The following is a 5,939-nucleotide window of genomic DNA, read 5'->3' on the forward strand; positions in this document are numbered from 1 at the left end:
CCCCAAGCCCCCGCCGCCGCCCGTCCTCATCCAGGAGCCGCCGCGCGACGTGAAGGTCCCCGCCTGGGTGAAGCAGGCGATGATGCGAGGCCTGTCGCTGGACCCGGCCACGCGCTTCGCGTCCATGACGGAGCTGCTGGGCGCCCTGTCGCAGGAGCACCGCCTCACGAAGCGCCGACGCTGGGTGGCGGGCGCCAGCACCGTGGCCGCCGGCGTGGCCCTGGTGGGCGGCGTCCTCTACCAGCAGTCGCAGGTCTGCGCCGCCGCGGGCGCGCGCATGGATGACGTCTGGAGCCCGGCGGCGAAGCAGCAGGTGGAGGCGGCCTTCCTCGCCACCGGCAAGCCCTTCGCGCAGGAGCTGGCGGGCAAGGTCTCCCAGGTGCTGGACGGCTACGCGAGCGCGTGGAAGCAGCAGAGCACCGAGGCCTGCGAGGCCACCCACGTCCACGGCGTACAGACAGAAGAGCTGCTGACGCGGCGGACGGTGTGCCTGGCGCGGCGGCACAAGGACGTGCGCGCCACGGTGGCGCTCCTGTCCACCGCGGACGCGGCGCTGGTGGAGAAGTCGGTGGACGCGGTGCACGCCCTGCCCTCGCTGCACGAGTGCGAGGACGAGGAGTCCCTGGCCGAACAGCAGCGGCTGCCCTCGGACGCGGGCAAGCGCGCCGACATCGAGAAGCTGGAGGGACAGGTCGCGAACGTGAAGGCGCTGGTGGACGCGGGCCGCTACCCGGTAGCCCTGGAGGTGGCGCGCGCGCTGGAGGCGCCGGTGCTGGCCACCGGCCACCTGCCGCTCACGGCCGAGCTGCGCTTCCACCTGGGCTGGCTCCAGGAGCAGACCGGCCAGTCCCCCGAGGCCTCGAAGCAGCTCTTCCACGCCGCGCGCGACGCCGAGGCGGGACGGGCGGACCGGCTGAAGGTCGCCATCCTCAACAAGCTGCTCTACGTGGAGGACGGACAGCGGCACTTCACCCAGGCCTCGGACTGGGGCGAGCTGGCCCACGCCACCCTCCAGCGCCTGGGCGGCGAGCCCGTGCTGGAGGCCGACGTGCGGATGAACCAGGCCAACCTCGCGGTGTCGCAGGAGCGCTTCGAGGACGCGCGCGCGCTGCTGGAGCAGGCCAAGGCGCTCCAGGCCCGCGCCCTGCCCCTGGGCCACCCCAAGCGCGCGAGGACCACCTTCCTGCTGGGCGGCGTGATGCTGGACCTGGGGCAGCCCGAGAAGGCGGCGGAGCTGCTGGAGGAGGCGCTGGTGCTGACGGAGGCCGCGGTGGGCCCCTGGCACCCGGACATGGCCCAGCGCCACGGCATGCTGTCCTTGACGCTGCGCGAGCTGAAGCAGGACGCCAAGGCCCTGAAGCACGCCCAGGCGGCGGCCCAGGTCCGCAAGGCCACGCGGGGCGAGACGAGCGTCCTGTACGCGGAGGCCCTGGACGAGGTGGGCATGTGTCTGCACGCGCTGAAGCGCTACGACGAGGCGCTGAAGGCCTACGAAGAGGCGCTCTTCATCAAGCGCGCGGCGCTGCCCGCGGACGACGAGCGGCTCCAGTACTCCTATGACGGCGTGGGCCAGGCCCTGCTGGAGCTGGGCAAGGCGACCGAGTCGGTGGCGCCGCTGCGGCAGGCCGTCTCCTTCGCGTCGGCCCCGCCCGACGTGCTGGCCGAGTCCGGCTTCGCCCTGGCGCGCGCCCTGTGGCAGACGCAGCAGCCCCCGGCGGCCCGCGGGGAGGCGGCCCAGGCCCGTGCGCGCTTCACCGAGGCCGGCCTGGAGGCGCGGGTGGCGGACGTGGACGCCTGGCTGTCGACGCTGCCGCCCGAGCCGGCCCCCCGGCCCGCGGGTCGCAAGCCCCGGCGGTGAGGCCGTCACGGACCCAACGGGTGGCGGGCCGCCCCGGCCGTGTTAGCGTCCCCCTCCCGTGGCCCCGTCGAACGAAGAGGAACCCGCGCTGGACCCGACGCTGACGCTGAGCCGCGCGCGGCAAGGCCGGGTCCGGCTGAAGTTGATGGTGCTGTCCGGCCCCGAGTCCGGCCAGAGCCACGCGCTCACCAAGCCCGAGTACGTGCTGGGCAAGGCCCCCACGTGCGACATCGTCCTCACCGACAAGACGATTTCCCGCGAGCACCTCAAGCTGACGGTCCACGACGAGCACGTGGTGGCCACCGACCTGGGCTCGCGCAACGGCTCCTCGTGCGACGGCCGCCGCTTCACCGAGCTGGAGCTGCACCCGGGCACCGTCATCACCCTGGGCACCACCGAGCTGAAGCTGGTGCCGGAGGAGACGGCGAAGCGCACGCTGCTGCTCTCCAACCGCGACCGCTTCGGCGCGCTGGTGGGCAACAGCCGCCGGATGCGCGAGGTGTTCACCCTGCTGGAGCGCATGTCCCCGGGCGGCGCGGACGTCCTCATCCAGGGCGAGACGGGCACCGGCAAGGACCTGTGCGCTGAGGCCATCCACCAGGCCAGCCGCCGCGCCAGCGGGCCCTTCGTCATCGTGGACCTGGCGGGCGTGGCGCCCTCGCTCATCGAGTCCGAGCTGTTCGGCCACGTGAAGGGCGCCTTCACCAACGCCCAGAGCGACCGGGCCGGCGCCTTCGAGCGCGCCCACAACGGCACCGTCTTCCTGGACGAGGTCGGCGAGCTGCCGCTGGAGCTCCAGCCCCGCCTGCTGCGCGTGCTGGAGCGCCGCCAGGTGAAGCGCGTGGGCGCCAACGACTACGTCACCGTCAACATGCGCATCGTGACGGCCACCCACCGGGACCTGGAGGACGCCGTGCGGCAGGGGAAGTTCCGCCGCGACCTCTTCCACCGGCTCGCCGTGCTCCGCGTGACGATGCCCTCCCTGCGCGAGCGCCCCGAGGACATCCCCCTGCTCATCGACACCATGCTCGAGCAGACGGGCCGCCCGCCCAGCGCCCTGTCGGACCAGACGCGCGCGCTGCTCACCCAGTACCCCTGGCCCGGCAACGTGCGCGAGCTGCGCAACGTGGTGGAGCAGGTGGTGAACCTGGGCGAAGAGGCCCTCCCGGACCTGGAGTCCGCCGACCCCGAGCGAGGCCCCGGCGCGGCCGACCTGGACCTGCCCTTCAAGGAGGCCAAGGAGCGGCTCGTGGAGGGCTTCGAGCGCGACTACCTCCGCAACCTCCTGGAGCGCTGCGAGGGCAACATCTCCCGCGCCTCCCGCGAGGCCGACATCGACCGCGTCTACCTCCGCAAGCTCCTGAAAAAGCACGGTATTGAACCGAGCAGCGGCCTCTGAGCGGCGCGGAAACAACTTTCTCCAGACTTTGGAGATAACCTCGGATTGGAGCCATGTGGGCTCCGCCCAGCCCCCAGGGAAGACCGCCCATGCGAGTGAACCTCTTCCAGACCATCGCGAGGCTCTCGGAGGCCCGGCCGCAGCAGAGCGTGCAGCAGCCCGCCGCGTCCGAGCCGGCCCAGGCCCCCCAGCCGCCGCCCGTCCCCGACGTGGTGGCCCAGTACTTCACCGACAGCTTCGAGGCCGCGGACGCGTCCTCGGAGGTCGTCAAGCAGACCAAGGACGCCAACTGCGGCGCCGCGGTGGCCACCCTGCTGTCGCCCACGGCGGGCAAGGACGCCGTGGCGGCGGCGCAGAAGATGGACTCGCTGGAGTCGCGCTTCACCGATGGGGACGGGACGACCCCGGAGGAGCTGGCGAAGATGTTCGCGCACGAGGGCCTGGAGGTGAAGAAGGGCACCTCGAACTTCGACATGCCGTCGGTGAACGAGGCGCTGGCCCGCGGACAGAAGGCCGTCGTCCAGTTGGACACCAACCGGCTCGCCACGGGCGTGGACTCCAAGGTCGCCGGTGGCTCGCACTGGGTCGTCGTCGACGGCATGGACGACAAGGGCAACTACCAGGTGAAGGACACGAACACGGGCTCCAAGTACACCGTGTCCGGCCAGCAGATCGCCGACTCCGTGGGCTCCGCGTGGGAGCTGCACCAGGGTGGCGGCATGCTCATCGTCGGCGATCCGCAGACCGCCATGGACGAGGGCACGCTGGTGGAGAAGAGCGCCCTCCACACCGACGCGCTGGGCAACACCGACGGCGGCGGCTCCCGGGCTCGCGGCAGCTTCGGCCGCGAGTCCTCCTGAGCTTCTCGCCGTCGTCCTCCGCTGCCAGCGTCCGCTACGCCGGCAGCGCGCCCTGGCCCGACGCCAGGGTGCTGGCGAACTGATTCACCTTCTGCACGTACTTGGCGTCACCCGTGCCCGCGGGAATCGCGTGGGGGTTGCTCTTGTCCACGCCGTTCGGACCGGAGTTGTACGCGCGCAGGGCCAGGTCCCAGCTCCCGAACTGCTCCTTCATGTCCTTCATGTAGCAGGCGCCCGCGAGGATGTTCGTCTCCGGGTCGGAGAGGCTCTTGCCCTGCAGCTCGGGGTGCTTGCTCTGCAGCTCCTTGTAGGTGTTGGGGTTCACCTGCATCAGCCCGGTGTCCGTCAGGCCGTTGCCACCGTTGGTGGACGTGGCGGCCACGTCACCGCGGGACTCGGCCCACACCTGCGCGGCCAGCATCTCCACCGGCACGCCCGTCTTGGCCGCCGCGGACTCGAGCGCCGGGCGCAGCTTCTCCAGCGCGGGAGGCAGGTTACCCCCCAGGCTCGCGCCGCCGGCGCCCTTGCTCGCGCCCACTGACGGTGCCGAAGGCGTCGCTCCGGTGCTGCTCATCGCGGGCGCCGCACCGTTTCCGCCCACCGGCGCGGAGCCACCCGCAGGCGCGGGCGCGGAGCCACCCGCAGGCGCCGGCCCACCCACCGGCGCGGGCGCGGAGCCACCCGCCGGCGGCGCCGACGTGAGGCCATCCACCGGATCACTCATGAACGGAGACGGGCCCTGCGCGCCGGGGTTCAGCTCCACGGGAGGACGGTTGCCGCAGGCCGACGCGGGAGAGAACGAGCTGTCCGAGAAGCACTGCGACGGGGAAGCCCCCGACGCGCCCTTCGCGCCCGCGCCGCCCTGGCCGCACGCGGCGCCCTGCGCGCCACCGGCCGCGCCGCCCTGCATGGCCTGCTGGAGCTGGGTGAGCGTGCTGATGATGGCCATGGCCCCCTCCAGCAGCTTGCCCAGGGACTGGGCCTTGCCGCCGCCCATGTCGAAGCCATCCTGCTGCATCCCAAGCCGCCCCAGCGCCGGCTTCTGGGCCGAGGCCCCCGACAGCGACGCGGAAGGCAGGGAGCCGGAGACATCCTGGGCCGGGGAGCGGACGGCGGAAGAGGCGGAGCCGCTGAGCGGAGAGAGGCGCATGGGGAAGTTCCTTCTGGGAGAGGTGGGAGGGCTTCTGTAGGCGACCCACGCACCAGTAGCAGCAGGTGTGCCAACCACCGGGCGTCCCCATCCGTCCGCCAAGCCATTGATTTTACGTATGCCCCCGGCGTGCCCGCGCCCCGTGGGCGCCTGCCTCCTGGTGACTGCCGTCAGAGGGGCGGTGGTCGCAGTCACCAGTCCGCGCTCCCACCCTGGCGCGCTAACGTAGCGGCCTTCTCGTCGTGGAGGGGATGCGGGACATGAGCCAGAACGGAAGCAGTGCCGAGAGCGCGCGCGTGCGCTGGCTGGTGGTGGGTGCCTTCTCCCCGTCCCCCTCGGGCCGGCGCTTCCCGCTCACGGTGAACACCTTCGGCGATGAGCTCACGCGCGCCGCCAGCGGGCTCCGCGTCACCGTGGCCGACCGGCTGGGAGCAGGTGACACGCGCACCGTCGAGCTGTCCTTCGACCGGCTGCGCGCCTTCAGCTTCGCGGACGTCATCACCCGCGTCCCGGAGCTGCGCGCCCTGCAGCACCTGCACGAATCGCTGGCCACCTCCGACCCGCTGCGCACGCTGACGCCCGAGGAGGCCGCCACGCGCGTGGCCACCGTCACCGGGCCAGGCCGCTTGCCGGACGCGGTGGCCGAGGCCCTGCGCGCCGCATCCGCCCCGC

Annotated in this window: 5 protein-coding genes; 4 read left to right on the forward strand and 1 reads right to left on the reverse strand. The window is 72.6% G+C overall.

Annotated elements, in window-relative coordinates; all coding sequences use genetic code 11:
- The 3 genes from HV824_RS34610 to HV824_RS34620 all read left to right on the forward strand — a co-directional run.
- Positions 1-1,858 (forward strand): tetratricopeptide repeat protein (locus tag HV824_RS34610; protein ID WP_176425173.1); only part of this gene is annotated, 1,858 nt, incomplete at its 5' end.
- A 58-nt stretch (positions 1,859-1,916) separates the two neighbouring features.
- A complete protein-coding gene (locus HV824_RS34615) occupies positions 1,917-3,257 on the forward strand; it encodes a sigma 54-interacting transcriptional regulator (protein WP_176417655.1) in 1,341 nt (446 codons plus the stop codon).
- Positions 3,258-3,346: 89 nt separating this feature from the next.
- On the forward strand, positions 3,347-4,117 hold the full coding sequence (locus tag HV824_RS34620; protein WP_255208581.1) for a hypothetical protein: 771 nt from the start codon (positions 3,347-3,349) through the stop codon (positions 4,115-4,117).
- A 34-nt stretch (positions 4,118-4,151) separates the two neighbouring features.
- Here HV824_RS34620 and HV824_RS34625 read toward each other — a convergent pair whose 3' ends face one another.
- Entirely contained in the window at positions 4,152-5,267 is a 1,116-nt protein-coding gene (locus HV824_RS34625; RefSeq protein WP_176425174.1) for a lytic transglycosylase domain-containing protein, read from the reverse strand.
- A gap of 260 nt (positions 5,268-5,527) precedes the next feature.
- Between HV824_RS34625 and HV824_RS34630 the strand changes: the two genes are divergently transcribed.
- Positions 5,528-5,939, forward strand: a 412-nt coding sequence (locus tag HV824_RS34630; protein ID WP_255208582.1) for a type VI secretion system contractile sheath small subunit, incomplete at its 3' end; no start/stop codon positions are given.

Source organism: Myxococcus sp. AM009 (assembly GCF_013372605.1).
Classification (GTDB): domain Bacteria; phylum Myxococcota; class Myxococcia; order Myxococcales; family Myxococcaceae; genus Myxococcus; species Myxococcus vastator.

Excerpts from the sequence above, each read along its gene's own strand:
- HV824_RS34620 (WP_255208581.1), top strand. The coding sequence starts at position 3,347 with ATGCGAGTGAACCTCTTCCAGACCATCGCGAGGCTCTCGGAGGCCCGG.
- HV824_RS34625 (WP_176425174.1), bottom strand. The coding sequence starts at position 5,267 with ATGCGCCTCTCTCCGCTCAGCGGCTCCGCCTCTTCCGCCGTCCGCTCC.